This is a genomic window from Pseudotabrizicola algicola (assembly GCF_010915705.1).
Lineage (GTDB): Bacteria > Pseudomonadota > Alphaproteobacteria > Rhodobacterales > Rhodobacteraceae > Pseudotabrizicola > Pseudotabrizicola algicola.
In genome coordinates, this window is the sequence record NZ_JAAIKE010000002.1 from 236196 (window position 1) to 261072 (window position 24877).

Here is a 24877-nt window from a genome sequence, read left to right on the forward strand (position 1 = left end):
CCTGTCTGCTCCACTCTCGCCTTTCCGTGGAAAAGGCCATAAATCTGGACCCATGAAAGAGCTCCTCCGCACCACAGATGTTACGGTGATCGCCTATGCGCAAGCCCTGCTTCAGGGCGAGGGTATAGCGACCTTTGAAATGGACGTCCACATGAGCATCCTTGACGGAAGCCTTGGAATATTGCCGCGCCGCCTGATGGTGCGCGATCAGGATCTTTTTCTGGCGCGCAGCGTCCTGCGCGACAATGACATAGACCTTGGCCAATAGCGCGACAGAGCCGCAATGTTCGACGATGCCGATCTGACAGATGACAAGTTTCTGTGCGGCAAGCTGACCTTGCTGCAACCCGCCAAAGGCTATCGCGCCGCGACAGACCCTGTGCTGCTGGCCGCCGCCTGCCCCGCGCGGGCGGGGGAACGGGTGCTCGACATCGGCTGCGGCGCCGGGGCGGCCAGCCTGTGCCTTGCGGTGCGGGTGCCTGCGGTGCGGCTCTGGGGGCTGGAAGTGCAGGCCGGATACGCCGACCTTGCCCGCCGCAATGCCGCCCGCAACGGCATAGAGTTGCAGGTGCATGACGGCGATCTGGCGCAGATGCCCGCCGCGCTGCGCATGGATTTCGACCATGTCATCATGAACCCGCCCTATTACCCGCCCACGGGCACCCGCTCCCCCGTGCCCGAACGCGCGCGGGCGATGCAGGTAGACCTGCCGCTGTCAGACTGGGTGCAGGCAGGGGCGCGCCGTCTTGCCCCCGGTGGCTGGCTGACGCTGATCTGCGGGGCCGATGGCCTGCCTGCGGTTCTGGCGGGGGCGGGCAAGCTCGGGTCCATTTCTGTCCTGCCGCTGGCCCCCCGCGTTGACCGCGCCGCGCCGCGCATCATCGTGCAGGCGCGCAAGGGCGGGCGCGGCCCGTTCCGCCTGCTGGCCCCGCTGGTGCTGCACGCAGGGCCAGCCCATGACGGCGACCGCGAGAATTACACGCCAGAGGCGAGTGCGGTTTTGCGCGATGGCGGCGAGCTTTTGGCGCGATTTCGCTGATTTTGCGGCAAAGCCTGTGACCTTTCTGTCGATTTTGGGCGACACGACTCGGGTCTTGTGGTGCAATCGTCATATTGGAACCGATTACAGGAGGGTTAAGATGACCGTTGCTTCGCACCTGCAGGAACTGCGCCGCAAGCATGAGCACCTCTCGGAACAGGTGGAGCGTGAGCAGCGCAGTCCGGCAACGGATGCTCTGAAAATCGCGGATATGAAAAAGCAGAAAATGAAATTGAAAGAGGAAATCACCCGCCTGATGCAGGCGTGATCTCAGGTTGATTTTGCCTTGGCGGCGCTGGCGCGCGCTGCCAAGGCAGCACCGCCCGCGATCAGCACAGCCGCCACACCGATGACGGGGGTTGCGGGCGTGATTCCGGCGGCAATCAGCGCCAGCGTCGACAACAAGGGCGCAGCATAAGAGGCGACACCCAGAAGCTGGATGTCGCCTTTTTTCATCCCGATGTCCCATGTGAAAAACGCCGCCCCCACCGGGCCAAGCCCCAAGGCCAGCACCGCCAGCCAGCCCAGGGCCCCGTCAGGCCAGACCGTCTGTTCCAGCGCCAGATGTGCCACCAGCGACAGCACCGCCGTCGCAAGGCAGAACACGGTGACCGTTTCGGTCGGCACCTCGCCCAAGCGGCGCGATACCACCGAATAGGCCGCCCATGTGATCGCGCAGGCAAAGCCCAAAAGCAGGCCGGGGGCCGAGGCGCCACCCGGATCGACCCCGCCCCGCAGCACGATCAGCGCCGCCCCGCCAAAGGCGATCAGCGCGCCGACGATATGCAGCGGGCGCAACCGCTCGCCGGGAAGCAGGCCGGAAAACAGCACGATGAACAGCGGCCACAGATAGGCGATCAGCCCTGTCTCGGCAGTAGGCGCGATGCGAAAGGCGGTGAAATAGAGGAAATGATAACCGAACAGCCCCAGCGTGCCGAAGGCATAGACCTTCCACGGAACGCCCCGCAGCACACCGAACCCCCGCCGCGCTGTCCAGATCAGGCCGATCCCGCCCCCGATGCCAAAGCACAGCGCATTGAGCAGAAAAGGCGGCACCGGAGCCGAGCCGATGGTGAAAAGCGCCAACAGCGCCCACATCAGAATGGCGGAAAACCCGATGGCCGTGGCCCGTCCTGTCGTCACGATGCTGCCTCTGTCCGATGCTTTTCCCCGCCGACCTGATGCCAGCGGCAGGCCAAGGTCAAGCCCCGCGCTTGCAGTTTGCGGGCAGCGGCAATGCAGAAAACGCATGGACTCTTTTGTTGCAAACACCTGTCGCAACAGGCATTTTTCAGGGCAGGGAGGACAGATCCAAAAGGAAATGTCCGATGTCGGAACAAAGCGTAAAGATTGACCACGATGCCATCATGCGTGAAGCGCGCCAGTTGCGTGCGCAGGCGATGGCAGACCTGATGCATAGCATCATCAGCTTTTTCCGCCGCAAGCCTGCTTTGCGCGGCGTGGCAAAAGCCTGACAGAACAGGGCCGCCCCGATCGGGACGGCCCTTTCTTTTTTCGCGCCGGATCAGACGAAGAACTGGCCGCCATTCGCGCTGATCGTGGCACCGGTGATGAAGCCCGCTTCCTCGGCGGCCAGAAAGACCACGCAGCGCGCGATTTCCTCGGGCTCGCCCAGACGCCCCACGGGGATTTGCGGGATGATGCGCTCGTTCAGCACCTTCTCGTCAATCGCGCGCACCATTTCGGTGCCGATATAGCCCGGGCAGATCGCGTTCACGGTGATGCCCGCGCGTGCGCCTTCTTGCGCCAGCGCCTTGGTAAAGCCCAGATCGCCCGATTTCGCGGCGGAGTAGTTGGCCTGCCCCGCCTGCCCTTTCTGCCCGTTGATCGACGAGATGTTGATGACGCGGCCAAACTTGCGGTCACGCATCCCCGACCACAGCGGATGGGTCATGTTGAACAGCCCTGTCAGGTTGGTGTCGATCACCTCTTTCCACTGGGCGGGGGTCATCTTGTGGAACATGGCGTCGCGCGTGATGCCTGCATTGTTCACCAGCACGTCGACCGGGCCCAGATCGGCCTCCACCTGCTTGATGCCTTCGGCGCAGGCGTCATAGTCGGCAACCGACCACTTGTAGGTCTTGATCCCGGTTTCGGCGGTGAACTTGGCCGCAGCCTCGTCATTGCCGGCGTAATTGGCGGCAACAGTATAGCCAGCGGCCTTGAGCGCTACGGAAATCGCCGCGCCAATCCCGCGCGACCCCCCCGTAACCAATGCAACACGCGCCATGGTATCCTCCTTATCTGGCATTTCTTGAAATATACGTATCGTCAACACGATGGGCGCGCAAGATTATTGCGCGCCCATTTTGCAATCGCAGCAATAAAACCGATCAGCGCTCAAGGCACATGGCAACGCCCATGCCGCCGCCGATGCACAGCGTGGCAAGGCCCTTCTTGGCATCGCGCCGCGCCATTTCATGCAGCAGCGTGTTCAGGATGCGGCAGCCCGAGGCCCCGATCGGGTGGCCGATGGCAATCGCGCCGCCGTTGACGTTCACGATCTCGGGGTTCCAGCCCATGTCCTTGTTCACGGCACAGGCCTGTGCGGCAAAGGCCTCGTTCGCCTCGACCAGATCGAGGTCGCCCACCGACCAGCCCGCCTTTTGCAGCGCCTTGCGCGAGGCGTGGATCGGCCCCACACCCATGATCGACGGATCAAGCCCGGCGGTCGCATAGGAGGCGATGCGCGCAATCACGGTCAGCCCGCGCTTGGCAGCCTCTTCCTCGGTCATCAGCAGCACCGCCGCCGCCCCGTCGTTCAGGCCCGAGGCATTGCCCGCCGTGACAGTGCCATCCTTGGTGAAGGCGGGGCGCAGTTTGGCCATGCTGTCCAGCGTCGCGCCGTGGCGGATGTATTCGTCCTGATCCACCACGATGTCGCCCTTGCGGGTCTTGACGGTGTAGCCGATGATCTCGTCCTTGAACTTGCCCGCCTTTTGCGCGGCTTCGGCCTTGTTCTGGCTGGCCAGCGCGAATTCGTCCTGCATGTCGCGCGAAATCTGCCACTGGTTGGCAACATTCTCGGCGGTCTGGCCCATGTGATAGCCGTTGAAGGCATCCCAAAGCCCGTCGCGGATCATGCTGTCGATGAAGTTCAGATCGCCCATCTTCTGCCCCGCCCGCAGATGCGCGACATGGGGGGCAAGGCTCATGTTTTCCTGACCGCCGGCGACCACGATGCGCGCATCGCCCAGTTGCACATGCTGCGCGCCCAAGGCCACCGCCCGCAGGCCCGACCCGCAGACCTGGTTGAGCGACCATGCGCTCGCCTCTTTCGCAAGACCGGCCTTGATATGGGCCTGCCGCGCCGGATTCTGGCCCTGACCCGCGGTCAGCACCTGCCCCAGAATGGTTTCTTCCACCTCGGCCTTGTCGATGCCCGCGCGTTCGATCACGCCCGCGATCACGGCGGCCCCCAGATCATGCGCCGGCACATTGGCAAAAGCGCCGTTGAAGCTGCCAACCGCGGTGCGCCCTGCAGCAACGATTACGACATTGGTCATGTGATCTTTCTCCCTTGGCCAAGGCGGCAGCGGGCCTTCCCCTGCCTTCTCTTTTGACCTAAGCCGCTGTGCCGCAAAGCGCAAGATTCTTGCGTCACCAATCTGACCCTGCGTCAAGATATCCGCCGTCAGGCCGTGCGGCGCGCGGCAGCCCCGCTGAAATCGGGCTGAAGCGTGGGCGCGCCGAACAGATAGCCCTGCTGGCAATCCACGCCCAGCGCCTGCAGATAGGTGGCATCGGCCAGCGTTTCGACCGATTCCGCGACACACAGCATGTCAAACTGCCGCCCGATCGCCAGAAGCGCCGCCGTCAGCACCTGATTGTCGGGGTCGGCATGGATGTTGCGGATGAACTGCCCGTCAATCTTCAGGATGTCGAAGGAGAAATCCTTGAAATAGCGGATGGCGGTATAGCCCGCCCCGAAATCGTCCAGCGCAAAGGCTACCCCGTCGGCCTGCAGATCCCGCATGAAGGCGACCACCAGTTCCGGCACCAGCATGGCCGAGCTTTCGGTGACCTCGAGGATCAGCCGCTCTCCCAGTCCGGCATGTTTGCGCAGGGCATTGCGCAGGATCGACAGCCATTTGGGGTAGCCGATGGACCGTGCCGACATGTTCACCGACAGCCGCACCTGCGGCTCGCGCACCAGCGTGGCCAGCGTCATCGTCAGCGCGGCGCAGTCGATTTCGCGGCCAATGTCCTGCGCCTCGACCGCGCCCATGAAATCGCGCGCCGGAATCGTGCGCCCCGTCGGGTCCAGCACCCGCATCAGCCCTTCGTGAAAGGCGATGCGGCCCGTATCGGCCGACAGCACAACCGGCTGATAGGCCAGCCGCAAGCGGCCCGTGCGCAGCGCCTCGCGCACCATCGCGATGGTCTGCCGATCATTTTGCGACACCGCATAGACAAGGGGGCTGGCCATCGTCGGCGGCACCTCCTCTGGCGGGAACCCGTCTTGCGCCATACCGCACCCCCTTCGCTTCCTACCGGCCGAAGATGCCGCCAGCGGGGTAAAGCTTGCGTAAAGTTTCGCATTTTGTTCCAATTGTCGCCAATCGGCCCGCCATGCGCGGGCCTGCGGCGACAACGGGGGCGGGACATGGACGGCGGGGCACAAACGCGCTGCGGCTGGTGCGGCACGGAACAGATTTACGTGGATTACCATGATCATGAATGGGGCGTGCCCGAACGCGATGGCCGCGCCCTGTGGGAAAAGCTGATCCTCGATGGCTTTCAGGCCGGACTGAGCTGGATCACGATCCTGAAAAAGCGTGACAATTTCCGGCAGGCCTTCGCAGGCTTCCGCCCCGAGATCATTGCCCATTGGGGCGAAGAGGATGTCGCCCGCCTGCTGGCAAACCCCGGAATCGTGCGCCATCGCGGCAAGATCGAAGGCACCATCCGCGCGGCGCAATCCTATCTGCGCATCGAACAGCGCGAAGGATTTGCGCCTTTCATCTGGGGGTTTCAGGACGGCAAGGTGCAGCAGAACCACTGGCAAAGCCTGTCGCAGGTGCCCGCCCAGACCGCCACCTCTCAGGCCATGTCCAAGGCGCTCAAGGCCGAGGGGTTCAGCTTTTGCGGCCCCACCATCGTCTATGCCTTCATGCAGGCGACGGGCATGGTGAACGATCATCTGGTCACCTGCCCCTGCCACGCCAGACTGGCCAAGGGCTGACACCCCGCCCCACTTGCGCCCGCCCGCCAAGCCGTTATTGCTTGCCCGGTCCCGGAGATCGCGATGGCCATAGAACTGACCTCTCTTGCCGATGTGCTGGCCTTGCGCTTCGATGACATCATCGACGTGCGGGCGCCCGCCGAATATGCCGATGACCACCTGCCCGGCGCCATCTCGCTCCCCGTGCTCGACGATGCCGAACGCGCCCGCGTCGGCACGCTCTACAAACAGGTCTCGCCCTTCGATGCGCGCAAGCTGGGCGCGGCGCTGGTGGCACGGAACGCCGCCGCGCATCTGATGGGGCCGCTCGCAGACCGCCCCGGCGGATGGCAACCGCTGGTCTATTGCTGGCGCGGCGGCCAGCGGTCAGGCTCTTTCGCCACCATCCTGTCGCAGATCGGCTGGCGGGTGCAGACGCTCGCCGGTGGCTACAAAAGCTGGCGCAAGCTGGTGGTCACCGCCCTGCAGGACACGCCCTTTCCCTGCCCCGTCATCGTGCTCGACGGCAACACCGGCACCGCCAAGACCGAGGTGCTGGCCCATCTGCCCGCCTGCGGGGTGCAGGTGCTCGATCTCGAGGCGCTGGCACAGCATCGCGGCTCGGTGTTCGGCGCAACCGGACCGCAGCCTTCGCAGCGCAGCTTCGAAGGGCGGCTGGCGCTGGCCATCGCACGGCTCGATCCGGCCCGCCCTGTGGTGATCGAGGCGGAAAGCTCCCGCATCGGCCGCCTCAGCCTGCCCCCCAGCCTGTGGCGCGCCATGCAGGGCGCCCCGCGCCTTGCGCTCGACGCCCCGCTTGACGCGCGCGCCCGCTATCTGGCCCGCACCTATGCCGATATCGCCGCCGATCCGCAGCGGCTCGCACAGGTGCTCGACTGGCTCAAGCCCTCGCACCCCGCCGAGGTGATCACTGACTGGCACCGGCTTGCCGCCACCGGCCAGTTCACCGACCTGGCCAGCGGGCTGATGCAGCGCCATTACGATCCGCGCTACGCCAAGCACCGCGCCCGCAGCGCCCCGCCGCTGGCCGAGATCGCCACGACCAGCCTCGATCCCGAGGCGCTGCCCGATCTCGCGCGGCGCATTGCCGAGGCGCTGCCGCGGCGCTGACCTCCCGCGTCTTGCACGCTTTCCAACTGCTCCCGCGCGGAGCGCCCGACGACAGCCCCGCGCGTTCAGACCAGCCGGATCCGCGCCGGCCCCGCCACGACGCGGCCGATCCGCACCGCCGGCTCGCCCGCCGCCGCCAGCGCGGCCAGCGTGGCCTCCGCATCGGCCTCGGGCAGGCAGGCCAGCAGGCCACCGCAGGTCTGCGGGTCAAACAGCAGATCCCGCCTCGGCCCCGTCCCGCCCTCCACCTGCCAGTCCAGCGCCGCGCGGTTCTCGGGCGCAAGGCTGGAGGCGACGCCCTGCGCCGCCAGCCCCTCGGCCCCCGGCAAGACGGGCAGCGCGGCAAGGGACAGGTCCGCGCCAAGCCCCGACGGCTCCAGCATCTCCCAAAGATGCCCCGCCAGCCCGAAGCCGGTGACATCCGTCATCGCCCGCGCCTTGCCGCGCAGGATCGCCGCCGCGGTCCCGAGGGGCCGCGCCATGCTCTCGATGCAGCTTGCCCAGACCTCTCCCAGCATCGGCCCACCGCGGGCCGCCCGCACCCGCGCCATTTCGGCGGCCAGAACCACACCGTTGCCCAAGGGCTTGGTCAGCACGATCACATCGCCGGGCTGTGCCCCGCCCTTGTGCAGCGCCGCACCTTCCAGAACGCCCGTCACCGTAAACCCCAGCGTCAGTTCGTCCCCCACCGATGAATGGCCCCCCACCACATCGGCCCCGGCAGCGCGGAACACGTCGGCGGCGGCGCGCATCACCTCGGCCAGCATATCGGCCTGAAGGGTCTCGGACAGGCGCGGCAGGGTGATCTGCGCCAGCGCCGCCTGCGGCTCTGCCCCCATCGCCCAGATGTCGCCCAGCGCATGCACCGCCGCCAGCCGCGCCATCAGCGCCGGATCGCTGACAAAGGCGCGCAGATGATCGGTGGTGATCACCTGCTGCTGCCCGCCCAGCCGCAAGAGCGCCGCATCATCGCCGCGCCCCGACAGCACATCGGCCCGCCGTGGCGCGGGCAGGTCCGCCAGCGCCGCGCCCAAGGCCCCCGCCCCCACCTTTGCCCCGCAGCCGCCACACATCGGCTTGTCGCCCAAAGCCTCGGGCAAGCCTTTGGCGTGAACCTTCGGCAACGCGGGGCGCGGCATCTCGGGATAATCCGAGAACTTCGCCATGAACTTCGCGTCGATCCGGTCCTTGACCCGCCACAGCCACGCGCCGCCCGTGCGCAGCCCGAACTTGTCGGCCACCGCGCGCCTGTCACCCATCGACACCAGCTTCAGGTAATCGCGCTGCGGCGCATAGTGGCGCATGACCCCGCCCGAGACGGCGGCGCGCAGATTGTGCCGCAGCACAGGGGCCTGCCGCACCGCGAAAACGCCGGCCTTGGGGCGGGGGGCGTGGCGCATATGGGCGCAGTCACCCGCCGCGAAAATCGACGGGTCCGAGCTTTGCAGCGTCGACCCCACCGCGACAAAGCCCGCCGCCAGATCCAGCCCCGTCCCTGCCAGCCAGTCCTGCGGGCGCGCCCCCGCCACCGACAGCGTGAACGACGACGCCAGCCGCCGCCCGTCCTCCAGCACCACCGCATCGGCCAGCACCTCGGCCGGGCTGGCCTGCAGGATCAGCGTCACGCCCGCCGCCTCCAGCGCCGCCAGCAGGCTGCGCCGCGCCCCCGCCGAGACACCCTGCAACGGCTCTGCCCCCCGGTCCAGCAGCGTGATGCGCGGGGTCTTGCCCGCCGCGCGCAGCCGATGCGCCGAGGCCATTGCGAGTTCCACCCCGCCCACGCCCGCCCCGATGATGACCAAGGCGGGGTCTTGCGCGCAGGTGGCCACAAAGCTCTCCCAGCGTGCGGCATAGGCCCCGAGGGGCTTGGCCGAAACCCCGTGCTCGGCATAGCCCGGCACTTCGGGCAGATCAGAGGCGATCCCGATATCGAGCGAGGCCACATCATAGCGCAGCCGCCGCCCCGAGTGCAGCACCACCTCCCGCGCGCTGCGGTCGATCGCGCAGGCACGGTCCAGCACCAGCCGCGCCCCCGCAAACCGCGCCAGGCGCACCAGATCGATCATCATCTCCTCGCGGCTGTAATGCCCCGCAATCGCCCCCGGCAACATGCCGGTATACGGGGCGACAGGGCCGGGGTTGACCAGCGTGATCCGCGCGCCCGCCAGCGGGTCCATCGCCCAGCCGCGCAGCACCAGCGCATGCGCATGCCCGCCGCCGATCAGCACGATATCGCGGGTCAGGGGAAGCGGCGGCAAGGGCATCATGACAGGGCACACTTTCTGTTGCGGTCTGCCCGACCCTACGCGCAGCCAGCCGCAAGCGCGAGGGGGGGGGCAGAGGGGACTGCGGGGGGCGGACCATCTGCCGCGCAAATCGGCGCGCTTGGCGGCAGGGTGCCGCAGCAGCGGCAATCGGCTTGCCGCGCCACGCCCTGCCGCCATACTCTGCCCCGCATGGATGTGCGCTCGAAACTTACCGTCAGCCAGACCCAGCGTCTGCACCTCAGCACAGGCTTGCAGGCGGCGCTCCAGGTGCTGCGCGCCGATGCGGCGGGCCTGACGCAATATCTCGAAGAACAGGCCGCCGAGACACCCGCGCTGACCCTGCAACCTGTCTTGCCACCGGCGGGCGAATGGCTTCCCCGCTGGACGGGTGTTCTGCCCCACAGCGGCCCCGACGAACTGGCCGCGCTGGCGGCGCACGGGCCAAGCCTGATCGCCCATGTTCTGGCCGCGATTCCCGATCTGGTCAGCACCCCGTCCGAACGCGACATCGCAATGGCGCTGGCCGATGCACTGGAACCCTCGGGCTGGCTGGGCCGCCCGCTGGCGGACATTGCCGCCGAACTTGAAGTGAGCGAAAGCGCGGTGGAAGCGGTGCTCGTGCGCCTCCAGCGCATCGACCCGCCCGGCCTTTTCGCCCGCAATCTCGCCGAATGCCTGCGCCTGCAAGCGCAAGAGGCCGAGGTGCTGGATCCGGTGCTGGACCAGATGCTGGGCAGGCTCGATCTGGTGGCTTCGGGCGATTGGGCGGCGCTCTCGCGGCTATCGGGCGCGCCCGAGGCGCTGCTGCACCACCATTTCCGCGTGATCCGCAGCTTCAATCCCAAACCGGGGGCCAGCTTTGCCGCCATCGCCAGCCCGCAGCGCGAACCAGACCTGATCGCGCGCGAGGGAGAAGCGGGGTGGCTCGTCTCGCTCAACAAATCCTCGCTGCCCGCGCTCGCCATCGACCCCGAGGCCGAAGGGGCCCCCCGCGCGCGGGAGGTGATGCGCCTGATCGAGACGCGCAACACCACCCTTCTCGCGGTGGCCCGCGCGATCCTGACGCATCAGCAGGCGGCGCTGGCCCAAGGCCCCTCGGCGCTGCGTCCGCTCACCATGCAGACCATCGCCGACACGCTTGGCCTGCACAAATCGACCATCAGCCGCGTGGTTGCCGGAACCTCTGTCGATACCCCGCATGGCACATGGTGGCTGCGCCGCCTGTTCTCGCCCGACATGGGGGCCGATACCGCCGCCGCCGCCCTGCGCACCCGACTCGCGCGGCTCATCGCCGAGGAAGATGCCGCGCAGCCGCTGTCAGACGCGGCGCTGGCCGATGCGCTTTGCACCGAGGGCGCTGCGCTCTCGCGGCGGACGGTCGCGAAATACCGCGCCGACCTGCGCATCCCCCCCGCCCATCGCCGGCGGAAATCCTAGCGCCGCTTGCGCACCAGCTTGCGTTTCAGCTTGCCCTCGCGCGCCGCCGCCTGCCCCGGCTTGCGCGGGTTGAACCGCCCCTTGCGCGGCGCAGCGCGCGGCATCGCGCCCCCCTCGATCTCCAGCAGGTCAAGCGTGATGCCCCCCGTGACCGGAATCGCCTCGGCCAGCCGCACCGTCACCCGCTGGCCGATGCCGATGGTCATGCCGGTGTCGGCGCCGGTCAGCGTCTGGCTGTCCTGATCGAAATGGAAGAACTCGCGCCCGATGCTGCGCACCGGGATCAACCCGTCAGCCCCGGTTTCATCCAGCTTGACGAACAGCCCGAACCGCTGCACCCCCGAAATCCGTCCGGTGAACTCTGCCCCGACCCGCTCGGCCAGATAGGCGGCCAGATAGCGGTCGGTGGTGTCGCGCTCGGCCGCCATGCTGCGCCGTTCGCTGTCGGAAATCAGCTTCGCCGTCTCGTCCAGCGTCTCGATATCCTGCGCCGAAAGCCCGTCCTTGCCCCAGCCATGCCCGGCAATCAGCGCGCGGTGCACGATCAGGTCGGAATAGCGCCGGATGGGGCTGGTGAAATGCGCGTAATTCTTCAACGCCAGACCGAAGTGGCCGAAGTTCTGCGGGAAGTAATAGGCCTGCGTCATGCTGCGCAGGGTGGTGATGTTCAGCAATTCGTCAAACTCGGTGCCCTGCGCCGCCGCCAGCAGCGTGTTCAGGTGCCGCGTCTGCAGCACCTGCCCCTTGGCCAGCACAAAGCCCGAGGCTTCGGCCACCTCGCGCAGCGCGTCCAGCTTTTCGGGCGTCGGCTCCTCATGCACGCGGAACAGCAAGGGCCGCTTCAGCCGCACCAGTTCTTCCGCCGCCGCCACATTGGCAAGGATCATGAACTCCTCGATCAGCCGGTGCGCGTCGAACCGCTCCTTGAACGAGACCGAGGTGACCTCGCCCGCCTCCGACAGTTCGATCCGCCGCTCCGGCAGGTCCAGATCCAGCGGCTGGCGCAGCGCGCGGGCGTGCTTTGTCGCGGCATAGGCCGCATAAAGCGGGCGCAGCACGCCCTCCAGCAGCGGCGCGGTCACAGCGTCGGGGTTGCCATCCACCGCCGCCTGCACCTGCTCATAGCTCAGGCTGGCGACCGACCGCATCATGCCGCGCACGAAACGGTGGCTGATCTTGGCCCCCTGCGCATCCAGCCGCATCCGCACCGCAATACAGGCGCGGTCCACATGCTGGTGCAGGGAACACAGATCGCCCGACAGCACATCGGGCAACATCGGCACCACCCTGTCGGGGAAATAGGTGGAATTGCCGCGCTTGCGCGCCTCGCGGTCCAAGGCAGAGCCGGGGCGCACATAATAGGCCACATCGGCAATCGCGACCCAGACGACAAAGCCGCCCGGATTGCCGGGCTCGGTGTCATGCTCGGCGTAGACCGCGTCATCGCGGTCGCGCGCATCGGCAGGGTCGATGGTGCACAGCGGCAGGTCGCGCAGATCGGTGCGCCCCTCCAGCGGCGCAGGCTGCGCACGGTCGGCCTCGGCAATCACCGCATCGGGAAACTGGTCGGGGATGCCATGCTGGTGAATGGCGATCAGGCTGACGGCCTTTGGCCCGCTCGGGTCGCCCAGCACCGCCGTCACCCGCGCCTGCGGCAGACCCATGTTGCGCCGCCCCACCGCCTCGCCTTCGACCAGCTCGCCATCCTTGGCACCCAAAGTCATGTCGCGACCGACGCGCCATTCCTTGTCCTGCCCCTTGTCGATCGGCACGATCCGACCGCCCTCGGCCCCCGCGCGGAACACGCCCAGAACCCGCAAGGGGTTGGTGCCGATATGGCGGATCAGCCGCGCCTCATACTGGTATTCGCCCACATCCACGGGCGACAGCCGCGCCAGAATGCGCTCGCCCGCCGCAAGGGCCGGATCGCCCTTCTTCGGCACGAACAGGATGCGCGGGGCCTCGCCCTCGCCAGTCCATTCCATCGGGCGGGCAAAGACATCGCCCTGCGCATCCGGTCCGGTGATCACCAGAATAGAGACGGGCGGCAAGCCTTCGGGGTCGCGATAGCTGCGGCCCTTCTTGGCAATCGCCCCCGTCTCGGCCAATTCGCCAAGGATGCGCTTCAACTCGATCCGCGCCGCCCCCTTGATGCCAAAGGCCTTGGCGATGTCGCGCTTGGCCGAAAGGCCGGGGTTATCGGTGATCCATTGCAGGATCTGCTCTTTGCTGGGCATCTGTTCCATGACACCAGCCCTAGCACGCCCGGCAGGCGCAAGAAAGCCGCCTGCCGCTTGCAGCTTTCCCAAATGCGCCCGCGCGCTACCAGCGGGTCAGCGCGGCCTCGTCCTCGTCCTTGGCCGCAACCCAGGATGCCCCGTCCGGCCCAAGCTCCTTCTTCCAGAACGGCGCGCGGGACTTGAGGTAATCCATCAGGAACTCGGCGGCGGCAAAGGCATCGGCGCGGTGCGGCGCGGCGGTGGCGACCATCATGATCATCTCTCCCCCCGCCAGCCGCCCGTAACGGTGGATCACCAGCGCATCCACCAGCGCCCAGCGCGCCACGGCCTGCTCCATGATCGCGGCGATGGCGCGCTCGGTCATGCCGGGGTAATGCTCGATCTCCATCGCCGAAAGGCTGCCGCCATTGTCGCGCACGATGCCGGTGAAGGTCACCACCGCCCCCGCGCCCGCCGCCCCCTTGGCAAAGGCCAGCGACTCGGCCCCCAGATCGAAGGGCGCGTCCTGAACCGACAGGCGCATCTCAGCCCCCCGTCATCGGCGGGAAGAACGCAATCTCGCGCACCCCGGCCAAAGGCGCGTCAAAACTGCCAAGCTCCTGATCCAGCGCCACCCGCAGGCTGGCCAGATCGGCAAAGGCCATCGCATAGCGCTCCTCGCGCGCGACCAGTTCGGCAACCAGATCGGCGACCGTCGCGGCCTCGGTCTGCACCGTCTCGCGCGGCAGGCCGATCCGCTCGCGCACCCATGCGAAATAAAGCACCTCGAGCTTCACGGCTTTTCATCCTTGAGATAAGGCAGCGATTTGCGGAAATAATCCCATCCGGTCATCAGCGTCAGCACAGCCGCCACCCAGATCAGCGCCAGACCCACCAGCGTTGCCACCGAAGAACAGCCCCGCGCGCCGCAAGACCGCAGCGGGTCCGCCAGCCCCTGCGAGACGAGCGAGGCGTATTGTTCGGCCGTCATGCCGCGCCGCGCGATCCCCTCCAGATGCTCCAGCCCGGTGCCAAGGAACAGCACCGCAATCGCGATCATCTGCGCCGTGGTCTTCCACTTGGCCAGCTTGGTCACCTTGAGCAAGCCCGCCTTGGCCCCCAGAAACTCGCGCAGGCCCGACACAAAGACCTCGCGGAACAGGATCAGGGTGACAGGCAGGATCAGCCACGGGTTCATCCCCGAATAGCCGGTGATGATGACCAGAGCGATCACCACCATCGCCTTGTCGGCAATCGGGTCCAGCATGGCCCCGAACTTCGATTCCTGCTGCCAGCGCCGTGCGATATAGCCGTCGAACCAGTCGGTGATCGCGGCCACGATGAACAGCGTCAGCGCGAACCAGTCCGCCCAGGGCCGATGGAAATACAGGAACATGATCGCGACGCCGGGCGCCGCAATCAGGCGCATCACCGTCAGGATATTGGGCAGCGTCCATCTCATGCCCGATGCTTAACGCAATATTCGCGCCAGAGGAAAGCGGATTTGCTCAGAAGGGCGGCGGGGCGGTAAAGCTGACCAGCTCACCGCTGGCCGGGTGGTGCAGCCGCAAGGTCTCGGAATGCAGCATAAGCCGATCCGCCGCCCGCGCCGCGCCGCTGGCATAGATCTGATCCCCGATGATCGGATGGCCCAGCGCCAGCATATGCACCCGCAACTGGTGGCTGCGCCCCGTCAGCGGCGACAGGCGCACCCGCGTCTCTGTCTCGCTGCGCCCGATCACCTCCCAATCAGTCTGCGCGGGGCGACCGCTTTCGTGGTCCACCATCTGGCGCGGGCGGTTCGGCCAGTCGCTGCCCAAGGGCAGGTCCACATGGCCGCGCTCCTCTGCCATCACGCCCCAGACCCGCGCCACATAGGTCTTTTTCGCCCGCCGCTTCTCGAATTCCTGCCCCAGAAAGGCCTGCGCCTGTTTCGTGCGGGCAAAGATCATCACGCCCGAGGTGTCGCAATCCAGCCGGTGCACCACCAGCGCATCCCAATATTCCGCCATCAGGCGCGAGATCAGGCAATCCTGCCGCCCCTCCAGCTTGCCCGGAACGCTCAGCAATCCGGCGGGCTTGTCCACCACCAGAATCTGCGCATCCTCGTGCAGCACCGACAAGGGCACATCCGGCGGATCATAGCTGAAATCGGGGATCAGGCTGGGCGCGTGATCGGGCACCTTGCGCCGCGTCATCGGATCGTGTGGCCCGCCGCGCGCAGGCACTCTGCCAGATGGCGGATATGGGCCGGCCCCACCTCGCAGCACCCGCCCACGATCGTGGCCCCCATCTCGACCCACCCCATCGCAAAGGCGGCATATTTCTCCGGCGTCAGGTCATGGCGGTGGGTCAGTTCCGCCACCGTCGGCGCATCCTTCAGGAAGTTGCCGGAAATATGGGTGAACCCGTTGGCATAGGCACCAAACGGCAGCCCCAGTGTCCTGATCCCCGCCAGCGCATCGCCCATCGCCTCGGGCACCGAGCAATTGGCCAGCACCGCCGCCACCGGATATCGCGCGACAAGCGCGGCAAGCTCCGTCACCGCCTCGCCCGAGCGCAACTTGCCCCCGTCATGGTCATCGACCGACACCGACAGCCAGACCGGCCGCCCCGCCGCCTGCGCGCCCGCCACCGCGCCCTCGGCCTGTTCGACACTCGCCATCGTCTCGCACAGGATCACATCCACATGCGGGCCGAGGATCCGGGCGATCTCGGCATATTTCGGCGCGGCGACCGCCACCGGTTCTGTCACCTCGGGCCGATAGGTGGCCACCAGCGGCCCCATCGAGCCTGCAATCATCCCGCCCCCGTGCGCGCCGCGCGCCTCATGCGCCTCGGCCAGCGCGCGCAGGTGCAGCGCGTGAAACAGATGGTCCAGATCGAACCGCACCAAGCGGTCATGGTGGATGGCATAGGTGTTGGTGGTGGCCACCGAAGCCCCGGCGGCAAAGTAATCGGCATGGATCGCCGTCACCATGCCCGGATGGTCGATCATCACCCGCGTGGCCCAGAGCGGCGTCGGCACATCGCCCGAGCGCGCCACCAGTTCCTGTCCCATGCCGCCGTCCAGAAGGGTGATCTGTGCCATCGTTCCGTCCTTTCAGGCCGCGTCGCGGAACACATCCGCAAGCAGCGCGGTAAAGAATGCCTCATCCTCGGCGGTAAAGGCCGCAGGTGTGTTGCTGTCCAGATCGAGCACGCCCAGCAAGGTGCCCGCCCCGTTCCAGACCGGCAGCACCAGTTCCGACCGGGTGCTGGAGGAACAGGCGATATGGTCGGGAAAGGCCTCGACATCGGGCACGTTCAACACCTGCCCCGTGCGCGCGACCGCCCCGCAAACTCCGCGCGAGAACGGAATCACAAGGCAGCCATGCCCGCCCTGATACGGCCCGATCTTCAACAGTTCCGGCGCGACCACGCGGTAGAACCCTGTCCAGTCGCTGAGCGGGTGGTGATGATGCACCTCGCAGGCCACTGTGGCCATCAGCGCCACCGCGTCAGTTTCGCCCTGCGTCAGCGACAGGATGGCGCTGCGCAATGTCTCATAATCGGGGGTCATTTCCGCTATCCCAAATCTTGTGGTCCGGCGGGCCGCCTCGGCGCGCCTCTCCCCCTGCCCCTAGCACACCGGCTTGCACCGCGCCAAGCAGGCAGTCGGGCGCGTCAGGGGCTCGGCGGCCACGCGGCACGGCGGCGGCGGGCTCCAACGCTCTCGAAACCAGACCATACATGGGGAAAGCAGCGGCATAAAGAACCTCGACGCCACGGACTGGGTGGGGGCGTTTCCCGCAGCGCCGAGGGAAGCTTTATGCAGCTACCCTTCTACTATCGGCAGACCAGACGCCGGTTTTAGGGGGAAAGTTGGGCGCTTTCGCGTCAATTTTGAAAAGCGCGAAACAATCGCGCCTTCAATGCGGATACTGTTGAGCCGAGATGCGGAACGACAGGAAGTTACGCTCCCCCTCGCGGCGATAGTTCAGATCCTCGGACAGGGCGCGAATCAAATGCCAGCCAAAGCCGCCCTCGGGCAAATCCCCTTCGGCAGGCAGGGCGGGAGCCTCGCCTTCGGGCAGACCGCCCCCCGGCAGCGGCAATCCGGCATCCATGATCCGGCAGGTCAGACCGCCGGGCGAGACGTCAATCGTCACCTCGATCTCGCCGGGGGCCTGCGCATAGGCATGTTCCACAATGTTGTTCAGCGCCTCTGCCAGCACGATCTGGGCGGTGTCGCGCGCATCTGCCGTCATCGCCCCGGCAAGCAACCGTTCGAACAGGGCGCACAGCGCCTGCCGCACCGCCAGAGGGTCCGACGGGATGACAATGCGGGTGCGCCGCCGCGCCATATCACAGGGCATGCTGCGTGCCAGCCGCGATATCGGACAAGGCGGGGCGGATGGTGAACACCGTATCCATCCGCGTCAGCCGGAACACCTTTTCCACCGCCGGTGTGAGCCCCGCAAGTTCCAGCGGCCGCTCGGGCCCCAGCGCCTTGCGCACCGCCACCACGGCGCCAAGGCCGGAACTGTCGATAAAGGTCACCTGCGACAGATCGAGCAGCACACGCCCCCCCTCTGCCGTCACAAGATCACGCATCCGATCCTTGAAATCTATCGCCCCTGCCGCGTCGATCCGCGCCTCGCGGACATGGACGATCATCAGGTCAGGGGTTTGGGTGCAGTCCAGTTGCATGCTTGCCCTCCGCTTGCTGCGGCAAGGCTAGCCCCCAAAGGTTACCGATCGGTCAATGCGCAAACGTCAGTTCAACTGGAACTGGAGCGGATAGCGCCCGTCCTCGAAATCGCCGAACAGATCGCTCAGGTCCGGATGGCCGACAGGCTCGCCGGTTTCGTCGGGAACGAGGTTCTGCTCCGACACATAGGCGACGTAATAACTTTGGTCATTCTCGGCCAACAGATGATAGAACGGCTGGTCTTTCGACGGGCGGCTCTCTTCGGGAATGTTCTCATACCATTCGTCGGTATTGGAAAACATCGCATCCACATCGAAAACAACACCGCGAAACGGGTGCTTGCGATGGCGCAAAACCTGACCAAGATGATATTTTGGCGTTAATCTCAGCATAGCTTGCGTCCCCTTGTCAGGATTATTAATCCCGATGACGGTGCCTTGTCCACCTGACAGGCGGCGATACAGGGAAACAAACTGTGGTCCTTATCCTCACAGTGCTGGAAATCGTGGCCCCCGTGGGGCTCTTGGGGCTCATCGGCTATCTGTGGGTGCGCACCGGCCATGAATACCGGATGGAGTTCATCACACGCCTGTCGATGACGCTCTCGGTGCCGGCGCTGATCTTCACCGCGCTGATGCAGGCCGAACTGGACCCGCAGGCGCTGACCTCGGTCACTCTGGCCGCCATCGCCGCCTATGGCGCGCTTACGCTGATCCTCTGGGGCGTGGTCAAACTGCTGCGGCTGGAGCGGCGCACCTATCTTGCGCCGCTGATCTTCGGCAACACCGGCAACGTGGGCCTTCCCCTCGCGCTCTTTGCCTTTGGCGAGGCGGGCCTGGGCTATGCCGTCGTCATCTTCGCGGTGATGATGGTCTGGAGCTTTACCTTCGGCATCTGGCTCGTCTCGGGCGGCGGCTCTGTCACGCGCGTGGTCAGGGAACCGGCGATGCTGGCCACGCTTCTGGGCGCGCTGTTCCTGTGGCAAGGGTGGCAAACCCCGGTCTGGCTGACGAATTCGCTCACGCTGCTGGGCCAGATCGCCATTCCGATGATGCTCATCACCCTTGGCGTCGCGGTCGCGCGGCTCACCCCCGGCAGGCTGGGGCAGGCGCTCTGGCTGTCGCTGATGCGCGGCGGGCTCACCGTCGCGGTGGCCGTGGCGGTGGGGCGGTTCTTCGCGCTCGACCCGGTGGGCTTTGCCGTGCTTGTCGTGCAGGTCAGCACCCCCGTTGCCGTCACCTCCTACATGCTGGCCGAGAAATACGGGGCCGATGCCGATGCCGTCGCGGGACTTGTCATCGCGTCAACCCTGCTCGCGGTCATCACTTTACCGCTCACTCTCGGTTTTCTGATCTAGACCCCGCGCATGCCCCATTTCCCCCGCACGGCTTTTGCCCTATGATTTGCCGCAATAAAGATAAACGTGCGAGGGGCAGATGAGCAGACTTCTCCGCGCGTCGATACTGTTGCTGTTGCTGGCTGCCTGTGGCGGCGGAAGCAGTCAATTCTCGGCGCCCCGTGACCTGGAAAACGCTTGCGCCATCGTGCGAGAGCGTCCGCAATACCTGAACGCGATGCGCGCCACCGAACGCAAGTGGGGCATCCCCATCCATGTCCAGATGGCCACCATCCATCAGGAATCGAAATTCATCGGCAATGCCCAGACCCCGCACAGATTTGCGCTCGGGGTCATTCCGATGGGGCGGCAATCCTCGGCCTATGGCTATTCGCAGGCGCTCGACGGCACCTGGGAGGAGTACCAGAAAGAGCAGAACCGCCGCAGCGCGCGCCGCGACCGTATTGCCGATGCCACCGATTTCATGGGCTGGTATATGGACCAGAGCGAGAAACGGCTTGGCATCTCCAAGGCCGACGCCCGCAACCAGTATCTTGCCTATCACGAAGGCCGCACCGGCTATGCCCGCCAAAGCTATCTGGCAAAGCCCTGGCTGGTCGATGTGGCAGGCCGTGTGCAGCGCCGGTCCGAGATGTATGCCCTGCAACTGGCAAGCTGCGGGCGGCGCTGATCCGCCCGCAAAGCCGCAGCAACCCCGCCGTTACCGCGAGCGTTTGGCGGTTTCGGCGGTGATGTCGAAGTAGGAAGCCGGCATCGACCCGCCCTTTATCATCTCGCCCAGAACGACCGTGGTCTTGTTGCCCACATCATCGGTGATGATCCACTGGCGCAGCTCCACCGGATTGGCGGTGAACACCAGTTCGATCGTGCCATAGGCCGGATTTTCAGGGTCTTGCGCGATCACGCGGGTGGTGTTTTCCACCTCGCGGTGGCCCACCACCATGCGCGCGCGGCCCAGATCGACATTGGCCGCAAGGATCAGGTTCAAGGGCGTGCGGCGCAGCGGATATTGCTCGGGCGGCTGGTTCGACTTCGCGTCGAAGATCGCCACCTGACTGCCGCCCGCCATCACAAGGCTGCGGTCGGGCGGCGCGTATTCAAAGCGGATTCGCCCCGGACGCCGGATGAACAGCTTGCCGGTGGCGATGGTGCCATCGGCATTGATCTGGGTGAAATCGGCCTGCACGGTCGTCAGGCTGTTCAGATAGGCGGACAGATCGGCCAGCGGAATCCGCGCGGCAAAAGCCGGGGCGCCAAGCGCGAAAAGGGCGAGCGGGGCCAATATGGCGGTTCTACGGTTCATGGCCTTCATATAATCGTCCCTTTTCACTCTTGCATCCGTTCCCCGTCCAGATTGCGGGCTTTTGCCGATCCTGTGATGGGGCGTGTTCCGTGGTGAAACAAACGCAAGGTCCTAGGACGGGTTCCCCGCACGGGCGATGTAATCGGCGGTCATCAGGTCCAGATGCGCGCCGCCGCCGTTCTTGGCAATGGTGATCTCGCTGTCAGACCTGCGGCTGTAGGAGGCCGGATCATCATAGAAATCGGCGATCACATCCGCCTCGGATATGGCGCCGCTGCCGATCGGCTCGATCAGCTCGCCGATATGGCCCAGGGTGGTGGCGCGGCTGTCCACAAACACGCGCGCCCGCGCCATCGCCTCGTCATCCACCTCGCGCATGGCGGGGGTATAGGCCCCGATCAGGTCAAGGTGCTGCCCCGGCTGCAACCATGCGCCGCGGATCAGCGGCTCGCGCGCCATCGTCGCCGTGCAGATGATGTCGGCCGCGCGCACCGCCGCCTCCAGATCCTCGGCCACCGGCAGGCCCATCGCCTCGGCCGTGGCCCGATTGCGGCTCCATACGGTGAACTCGGGCTCTGCAAAGGCGCTGGAATAGGCGCTGACCATCGAGCGCGCCACATTCCCCGCCCCCACCAGCAAAATGCGCCGCGCATCCTTGCGCGCCAGCCGCTTGGCCGACAGCAGGCTGTCTCCGGCGGTTTTCCACTTCGTCACCAGATGAAAATCGACCAGCGCGGTCAGAACCCCCGTCTTGTCATCATACAGCGTCACCGCGCCATTGATCGTGGGCGCCTGCCGCGCGGCGTTGCCCGGAAACACGGTCGCCACCTTCACCAGCTGGCCCAAGCCATCGATCCACGCCGCACGGTTCAGCAGCGTATCATCGCCCCGATACAGAACCATGTCGCGGATTTCGGCCCGTGGCCGCCGGTGCCCCGCCTCAAGGGCAGCGGTCAACCCCGCCCATGTCAGCCGCGCCTCTGCCTCCGGCCCGATGATCTGCACTGTCATAGCCCCGCCTCCTTTTCGGTCAGCAATCCCTCGGCCACCAGCCGCGCCGCCCACCCCTGCCAATCCGTGAACAGATGCACCCGCCAGCCGCGCACCGCCGCCGCCTCGATATTCTCGGCGCGGTCATCGGCAAACAGCAGCCGGTCCGGCGCAATTCCGGTTTCCGCCTCAAGCTGGCGGTAAATCTCGGGATCGGGCTTGATCACGCCCATGTGGCCCGAGACGAAAGCGCGGTCAAACTCGTGCAGAAATTCGTAATGCGTCAGCGCATGGGCAAAGGTGTCGATGCCGAAATTGGTCAGCGCCAGCACCGGCACCCCCTTGGCCCGCAGCGCCCGCAGCAGCGCCACCGACCCGTCAATGCGCGGCGCGGCCATCTCGATCCAGTTGTGATACCAGCACAGGATATCCTCGGCCCAGACCGGATGCGCCGCCGCATGCGCCTCGACCGTGGCCCGAAACGGCGCGCCCGCATCTACGGCGGCATTCATCGCCTCGATGCCCGTCTCGGCAAACAACTGCCGCCGCCGCGCCTCGCCCAGCCTCCGGTCATAAAACCCCTCCGGGTTCCAGTGCAGCAGCACATTCCCGATGTCAAAAACCACCGCTTCCGGTCGCGTCATCCCGTCCCCCTGTTGCCTGCCGCGATGAAACGCGCAGCCCCGCGCAAGTTCAACCCCCCAGCATTCCTCAACCCCCGGCCTGCGCCTTCGCCGCCCGCACCACCCTGTCCATCACATCCAGAAACCGCGAGCGGTCCGCCTTGGAAAACGGCCGCCCGCCCCCCTGCCGGAACGGATCGGCGCTGCGCAGGTCCTGCATCAGATCGCGCGTCGCCAGCGCCATGCCGATATTGGCCGCGCCCAACTCCTCGCCATTGTGCTTGATGACCCGCGCCCCCGCTGCCACGCATTTTGCCGCCAAGGGAATATCGCCCGTCACAACCACATCCCCCGGCCCGCAGGCCTCGGCGATCCACTTGTCGGCCTCGTCGGGGCCGCTCGCCACAAACACGCTCTCCACCAGCGGATTGGCCGAAGGCCGGATGCCCCCGTTCGAGACCAGAAGCATCTTCACCCCGTGCCGCGTGGCCACACGCTCGGCCTCGGCCTTCACAGGGCAGGCATCGGCATCGATGAACACCCGCGTCATGCACCCTCCCCCCGCAGCCGTGTCGCGTCCGTCCCGGCGCTCCGCGCGACAAGCGCCCGCAAGGAAGCGCGGAGCCCCCGCTCACCCATAAAGCGCCTTGGCGTGAAAGCCGATATGGTCTTCCATGAAGGTCGACACAAAGAAATAGCTGTGGTCATAGCCCTTCTGCATCCGCAGCGTCCCCCCCTGCCGCCGCGCCGCCATCGCCTCGGCCAGGGCCTCGGGCTTCAGATGATCGAGGAACTGGTCCGAGGTGCCCTGATCGATCAGCATCGGCCCGTCAAAGCCGCGCTTCCTCATCAGCAGCGTCGAGTCATGCGCCGCCCAGGCCGACTCATCCCGCCCCAGATAGGCCGCAAACTGCTTGCGCCCCCAGTCACCCGCCGTCGGATGGCAGATCGGCGCAAAGGCCGACACCGACTTGAACCGCCCCGGAAAGCTCATCGCGATGGTCAGGGCCCCATGCCCCCCCATCGAATGCCCGGTGATCGCCTGCGCCTCCTCGGCCAGCGGAAAGGCGCTGAACAAAAGACGCGGCAATTCCTCGGTCACATAATCCCACATGCGGAAATGCGGCGCCCAGGGCGCCTGCGTGGCATTCACATAGAACCCCGCCCCCTGCCCCAGATCATAAGCGGCATCATCCGCCACCCCTTGCCCGCGCGGCGAGGTGTCGGGAAACACCACACCCACCCCCGCCTCGGCGGCCCAGCGCTGCGCGTTCGACTTCACCATCGCATTCTCATGCGTGCAGGTCAGCCCCGACAGGAACCAGACCAGCGGCACCGGCCCATCCTCGGCCCCTTCGGGCAGGAACAGGCCAAAGGTCATCTCGCCGCCGGTCGCGGCCGATGCATGCGCATAAACGCCCTGAACCCCGCCAAAGGCCCTGTTTTCCGATACCGTCTTCATCCGTTTCCTCCATTCACCAGGGCAATCACCGCCGTCACCGTCAGCACGCTTGCCGCCGTGGACAGAAGGATCGCCGTCGAAACCCGTTGCGGCGCCACACCGAAATGCGCCGCCAGAATATACACATTGCCCGCCACCGGCAGGGCGGCGGCGGCGATCATCACCCCCGCCGCATAGCGTTCCACCGGGAAAATCACCAGAGCCGCCACCGCCACCGCCGCCGGATGCAGCACCAGCTTGGCCGCCGCGAGCCAGACCGCCACCTGCACCCGTTCGGCACTGCGCCCCGCCAGCGACGCCCCGATCGCAAACAGCGCCCCCGGCGTCGCCGCCGCCCCCAGCGTGGTCATGAACTCGTTCACCGGCACGGGCAGCGCCCATCCCGTCGCGCCCCAGGCCAGCCCCAGCACGATCGACACGATCATCGGGTTCCTGAGCAGCCCGAGGCCCAGCACCCGAAAGATGCCAAGGCTCATGCGCCCCTCGCGCCGCGCGGTGATCACCAGCGTGATGACCGAGGAGAACACGATCAGATCGACCGCCAGCACCAGCAGGACCGGCCCCGCCGCCGCCGCCCCCAGCAGCAGGACCAGCATCGGCACCCCCAGAAAGCCGACATTGCCGATCACCGCACATTGCGCCTCGACTGCCGCCTCCTCCACCGACACGCCCCGCCACAGCGCCACCACGGTCGCCAGCAGATAGACCACGACCGAGGCCGACAGATAGGCAAAGACAAAGGTCCAGTTCAAAATCTCGCCGAGGGACAGATTGGCGGCAAAGCCGAACAGCATGGCCGACAGCGCGAAATAGAACACGAACTTCGTCAGCGCCGCGGTCGCCTCCGCCCCGAAAAACCGCGTGCGCCCTGCCAGATAGCCCAGCCCGATCAGCGCAAAAAACGGCAGGGTCTTCAGAAGGATCGGCAGCATCGGCTCACTTTCGCGCTTTGCCCCGCAGGGTTTCAGAAAGCGCCGGACACCGCAACCCGCTGCCCATTTTCCGTCGCGCAAATATCCTGGGGGGAGTCGCGCCCCTGCGCGGCGGGGGGCTTCGCCCCCCTCTTCACAAACAACCGGGGCGAAGCCCCGCGCGGAGGGTCCGCGGCGCAAGCCGCGCCCCGACAGATCGCGCGCGGGCGGCACGCCCGCTCCGCAAGATCACCCCGCGT

29 protein-coding genes and 1 pseudogene are annotated in these 24877 nt (G+C 66.4%); 9 read left to right on the forward strand and 21 right to left on the reverse strand.

The window, feature by feature from the left end; all coding sequences use genetic code 11:
- The first annotated feature begins 52 nt into the window (after positions 1–52).
- The 3 genes from G3572_RS07690 to G3572_RS07700 all read left to right on the forward strand — a co-directional run bounded on the left by G3572_RS07690 (position 53) and on the right by G3572_RS07700 (position 1307).
- Positions 53–268: a putative signal transducing protein gene (locus tag G3572_RS07690; protein ID WP_164610459.1), complete on the forward strand. Its 216-nt coding sequence runs from the start codon at positions 53–55 to the stop codon at positions 266–268.
- 15 nt (positions 269–283) lie between these two features.
- Entirely contained in the window at positions 284–1039 is a 756-nt protein-coding gene (locus tag G3572_RS07695) for a tRNA1(Val) (adenine(37)-N6)-methyltransferase (RefSeq protein WP_164610461.1), read from the forward strand.
- Between the two features lie 100 nt (positions 1040–1139).
- Entirely contained in the window at positions 1140–1307 is a 168-nt protein-coding gene (locus tag G3572_RS07700) for a YdcH family protein (protein WP_118150195.1), read from the forward strand.
- 2 nt (positions 1308–1309) lie between these two features.
- Here G3572_RS07700 and yddG read toward each other — a convergent pair whose 3' ends face one another.
- Positions 1310–2182, reverse strand: a complete 873-nt coding sequence (yddG, locus tag G3572_RS07705) for an aromatic amino acid exporter YddG (protein ID WP_164610463.1) — start codon at positions 2180–2182, stop codon at positions 1310–1312.
- A gap of 17 nt (positions 2183–2199) precedes the next feature.
- Between yddG and G3572_RS07710 the strand changes: the two genes are divergently transcribed.
- Complete coding sequence (locus tag G3572_RS07710; protein WP_164610465.1) at positions 2200–2514, forward strand: RSP_7527 family protein; 315 nt, start codon at positions 2200–2202, stop codon at positions 2512–2514.
- 50 nt (positions 2515–2564) lie between these two features.
- On the opposite strand, the gene phbB is transcribed toward G3572_RS07710, so the two are convergent.
- The 3 genes from phbB to G3572_RS07725 form a co-directional block, all read right to left on the reverse strand.
- The gene (phbB, locus tag G3572_RS07715) at positions 2565–3290 is read right to left on the reverse strand and encodes an acetoacetyl-CoA reductase (protein WP_164610467.1); all 726 of its coding nucleotides are present in this window, start codon (positions 3288–3290) and stop codon (positions 2565–2567) included.
- A gap of 103 nt (positions 3291–3393) precedes the next feature.
- A complete protein-coding gene (locus G3572_RS07720; RefSeq protein ID WP_164610469.1) occupies positions 3394–4566 on the reverse strand; it encodes an acetyl-CoA C-acetyltransferase in 1173 nt (390 codons plus the stop codon).
- A gap of 128 nt (positions 4567–4694) precedes the next feature.
- Positions 4695–5531 carry an EAL domain-containing protein gene (locus tag G3572_RS07725; protein WP_164610471.1) on the reverse strand — a complete coding sequence of 279 codons (837 nt, stop codon included), beginning with the start codon at positions 5529–5531 and terminating at the stop codon, positions 4695–4697.
- A gap of 135 nt (positions 5532–5666) precedes the next feature.
- Here G3572_RS07725 and G3572_RS07730 point away from each other — a divergent pair, with 135 nt between their 5' ends.
- Positions 5667–6245 carry a DNA-3-methyladenine glycosylase I gene (locus G3572_RS07730; RefSeq protein WP_164610473.1) on the forward strand — a complete coding sequence of 193 codons (579 nt, stop codon included), beginning with the start codon at positions 5667–5669 and terminating at the stop codon, positions 6243–6245.
- A 63-nt stretch (positions 6246–6308) separates the two neighbouring features.
- A complete protein-coding gene (gene mnmH, locus G3572_RS07735; protein WP_164610475.1) occupies positions 6309–7355 on the forward strand; it encodes a tRNA 2-selenouridine(34) synthase MnmH in 1047 nt (348 codons plus the stop codon).
- 65 nt (positions 7356–7420) lie between these two features.
- Here mnmH and selD read toward each other — a convergent pair whose 3' ends face one another.
- The gene (gene selD, locus G3572_RS07740) at positions 7421–9619 is read right to left on the reverse strand and encodes a selenide, water dikinase SelD (RefSeq protein ID WP_164611289.1); all 2199 of its coding nucleotides are present in this window, start codon (positions 9617–9619) and stop codon (positions 7421–7423) included.
- Between the two features lie 192 nt (positions 9620–9811).
- Between selD and rpoN the strand changes: the two genes are divergently transcribed.
- Positions 9812–11059, forward strand: a complete 1248-nt coding sequence (gene rpoN / locus G3572_RS07745) for an RNA polymerase factor sigma-54 (protein WP_164610477.1) — start codon at positions 9812–9814, stop codon at positions 11057–11059.
- Here rpoN and rnr read toward each other — a convergent pair.
- The 10 genes from rnr to hspQ form a co-directional block, all read right to left on the reverse strand.
- Positions 11056–13305, reverse strand: coding sequence for a ribonuclease R (rnr, locus tag G3572_RS07750; RefSeq protein WP_164610479.1), 2250 nt, complete (start codon positions 13303–13305; stop codon positions 11056–11058). The genes rpoN and rnr overlap by 4 nt on opposite strands.
- A gap of 76 nt (positions 13306–13381) precedes the next feature.
- A complete protein-coding gene (locus tag G3572_RS07755; RefSeq protein ID WP_164610481.1) occupies positions 13382–13822 on the reverse strand; it encodes a molybdenum cofactor biosynthesis protein MoaE in 441 nt (146 codons plus the stop codon).
- A 1-nt stretch (position 13823) separates the two neighbouring features.
- Complete coding sequence (moaD, locus tag G3572_RS07760; protein ID WP_164610483.1) at positions 13824–14075, reverse strand: molybdopterin converting factor subunit 1; 252 nt, start codon at positions 14073–14075, stop codon at positions 13824–13826.
- Complete coding sequence (gene pgsA / locus G3572_RS07765; RefSeq protein WP_164610484.1) at positions 14072–14740, reverse strand: CDP-diacylglycerol--glycerol-3-phosphate 3-phosphatidyltransferase; 669 nt, start codon at positions 14738–14740, stop codon at positions 14072–14074. The genes moaD and pgsA overlap by 4 nt, the downstream gene beginning before the upstream one ends.
- A gap of 46 nt (positions 14741–14786) precedes the next feature.
- Positions 14787–15476 carry an RluA family pseudouridine synthase gene (locus tag G3572_RS07770; RefSeq protein WP_164610486.1) on the reverse strand — a complete coding sequence of 230 codons (690 nt, stop codon included), beginning with the start codon at positions 15474–15476 and terminating at the stop codon, positions 14787–14789.
- A complete protein-coding gene (locus G3572_RS07775; RefSeq protein WP_164610488.1) occupies positions 15473–16369 on the reverse strand; it encodes a homocysteine S-methyltransferase family protein in 897 nt (298 codons plus the stop codon). The genes G3572_RS07770 and G3572_RS07775 overlap by 4 nt, the downstream gene beginning before the upstream one ends.
- Positions 16370–16381: 12 nt before the next feature.
- A complete protein-coding gene (locus G3572_RS07780; protein WP_164610490.1) occupies positions 16382–16840 on the reverse strand; it encodes a GAF domain-containing protein in 459 nt (152 codons plus the stop codon).
- 349 nt (positions 16841–17189) lie between these two features.
- The gene (locus G3572_RS07785; protein ID WP_164610492.1) at positions 17190–17636 is read right to left on the reverse strand and encodes an ATP-binding protein; all 447 of its coding nucleotides are present in this window, start codon (positions 17634–17636) and stop codon (positions 17190–17192) included.
- Positions 17626–17970: an STAS domain-containing protein gene (locus tag G3572_RS07790; RefSeq protein ID WP_164610494.1), complete on the reverse strand. Its 345-nt coding sequence runs from the start codon at positions 17968–17970 to the stop codon at positions 17626–17628. The genes G3572_RS07785 and G3572_RS07790 overlap by 11 nt, the downstream gene beginning before the upstream one ends.
- Positions 17971–18036: 66 nt before the next feature.
- Positions 18037–18363, reverse strand: coding sequence for a heat shock protein HspQ (hspQ, locus tag G3572_RS07795; RefSeq protein ID WP_118150182.1), 327 nt, complete (start codon positions 18361–18363; stop codon positions 18037–18039).
- Positions 18364–18446: 83 nt separating this feature from the next.
- Between hspQ and G3572_RS07800 the strand changes: the two genes are divergently transcribed.
- Both G3572_RS07800 and G3572_RS07805 read left to right on the forward strand, forming a co-directional pair.
- Positions 18447–19328, forward strand: a complete 882-nt coding sequence (locus tag G3572_RS07800) for an AEC family transporter (protein ID WP_164610496.1) — start codon at positions 18447–18449, stop codon at positions 19326–19328.
- A 79-nt stretch (positions 19329–19407) separates the two neighbouring features.
- Positions 19408–19998 carry a transglycosylase SLT domain-containing protein gene (locus tag G3572_RS07805; RefSeq protein WP_164610497.1) on the forward strand — a complete coding sequence of 197 codons (591 nt, stop codon included), beginning with the start codon at positions 19408–19410 and terminating at the stop codon, positions 19996–19998.
- Between the two features lie 30 nt (positions 19999–20028).
- Here G3572_RS07805 and G3572_RS07810 read toward each other — a convergent pair whose 3' ends face one another.
- The 6 genes and pseudogenes from G3572_RS07810 to G3572_RS07835 all read right to left on the reverse strand — a co-directional run bounded on the left by G3572_RS07810 (position 20029) and on the right by G3572_RS07835 (position 24638).
- Positions 20029–20631, reverse strand: a complete 603-nt coding sequence (locus G3572_RS07810; protein WP_164610499.1) for a LolA family protein — start codon at positions 20629–20631, stop codon at positions 20029–20031.
- 111 nt (positions 20632–20742) lie between these two features.
- The gene (locus G3572_RS07815; protein WP_164610501.1) at positions 20743–21642 is read right to left on the reverse strand and encodes an ornithine cyclodeaminase family protein; all 900 of its coding nucleotides are present in this window, start codon (positions 21640–21642) and stop codon (positions 20743–20745) included.
- Entirely contained in the window at positions 21639–22265 is a 627-nt protein-coding gene (locus G3572_RS07820; RefSeq protein ID WP_164610503.1) for an HAD family hydrolase, read from the reverse strand. Before G3572_RS07820 ends, G3572_RS07815 begins: the two co-directional genes overlap by 4 nt.
- A pseudogene (locus tag G3572_RS07825) lies at positions 22262–22794 on the reverse strand (YaiI/YqxD family protein). The gene G3572_RS07820 and the pseudogene G3572_RS07825 overlap by 4 nt, the downstream one beginning before the upstream one ends.
- A gap of 81 nt (positions 22795–22875) precedes the next feature.
- Complete coding sequence (gene fghA / locus G3572_RS07830) at positions 22876–23706, reverse strand: S-formylglutathione hydrolase (protein WP_164610508.1); 831 nt, start codon at positions 23704–23706, stop codon at positions 22876–22878.
- Positions 23703–24638 (reverse strand): AEC family transporter, encoded by a 936-nt coding sequence (locus tag G3572_RS07835; protein WP_164610510.1) that lies wholly within the window; start codon positions 24636–24638, stop codon positions 23703–23705. Before G3572_RS07835 ends, fghA begins: the two co-directional genes overlap by 4 nt.
- Between the last annotated feature and the right edge of the window lie 239 nt (positions 24639–24877).